General features: G+C 55.4%; 2 protein-coding genes. Both read right to left on the bottom strand.

The features are described 5' to 3' along the window. Positions 1–6: 6 nt before the first annotated feature. Positions 7–420, bottom strand: a complete 414-nt coding sequence (gene rplP, locus ACI2KG_RS28890; protein WP_003255479.1) for a 50S ribosomal protein L16 — start codon at positions 418–420, stop codon at positions 7–9. Positions 421–432: 12 nt separating this feature from the next. Then, on the bottom strand, positions 433–1,119 hold the full coding sequence (rpsC, locus tag ACI2KG_RS28885; RefSeq protein ID WP_404664233.1) for a 30S ribosomal protein S3: 687 nt from the start codon (positions 1,117–1,119) through the stop codon (positions 433–435). Positions 1,120–1,140 lie beyond the last annotated feature (21 nt).

Raw genomic sequence — 1,140 nt, 5'->3', positions numbered from 1 at the left:
CTTTCATCACATCACCGTCCGCTTAACAAAGGAGGTGGCGAGAGGCAGCTTTGCAGCAGCCAGGGCGAAAGCTTCGCGCGCCAGCTCTTCAGAAACACCCTCGATCTCGTACAGGACTTTACCTGGCTGGATCTGGGCAACCCAGTATTCCACGGAGCCCTTACCTTTACCCATACGAACCTCGAGAGGCTTCTTGGAGATCGGCTTGTCCGGGAACACACGGATCCAGATCTTACCGCCACGCTTAACGTGACGGGTCAGCGCACGACGTGCGGACTCGATCTGGCGAGCGGTGAGGCGACCGCGAGCAACAGCTTTCAGGGCGAATTCGCCGAAGCTGACTTTGCTACCGCGCAGTGCCAAACCACGGTTGTGGCCGGTCATCTGCTTGCGGAATTTTGTACGCTTTGGTTGCAACATTTGGCGTACCCCTTACTTAGCAGCTTTTTTACGAGGCGCTGGTGCTTGTGGTTTCAGTTCTTCTTGGCGACCACCAATAACTTCGCCTTTGAAGATCCAAACCTTCACACCGATCACACCGTAAGTGGTGTGAGCTTCGTAGGTGTTGTAGTCGATATCGGCACGCAGGGTGTGCAGAGGCACACGACCTTCGCGATACCACTCGGTACGAGCAATCTCAGCACCGCCGAGACGACCGCTCACCTGGATCTTGATGCCCTTGGCACCAATACGCATGGCGTTCTGTACAGCGCGCTTCATGGCGCGACGGAACATTACGCGGCGTTCCAGCTGCTGAGCTACGCTCTGCGCAACCAGCATAGCGTCGAGTTCCGGCTTGCGGATCTCTTCGATGTTGATGTGCACAGGCACACCCATCTGCTTGGTCAGGTCCTGACGCAGCTTCTCGACATCTTCACCTTTCTTCCCGATAACGATACCTGGACGAGCGGTGTGGATGGTGATGCGTGCAGTTTGAGCCGGACGATGAATATCGATACGGCTTACGGACGCGCTTTTTAGTTTGTCTTGGAGGTACTCACGCGTTTTCAGATCCTTCAACAGGTAATCTGCGTAAGTAGCACCGTCTGCGTACCAGACGGAGGTGTGCTCCTTGACGAGTCCCAGGCGAATGCCAGTGGGATGTACTTTCTGACCCATCTGATCGACTCCGTTACTTGT

It is taken from the genome of Pseudomonas sp. NPDC089407 (assembly GCF_044900445.1).
GTDB lineage: Bacteria > Pseudomonadota > Gammaproteobacteria > Pseudomonadales > Pseudomonadaceae > Aquipseudomonas.
This window is presented reverse-complemented; position numbering and strand designations above follow the sequence as displayed.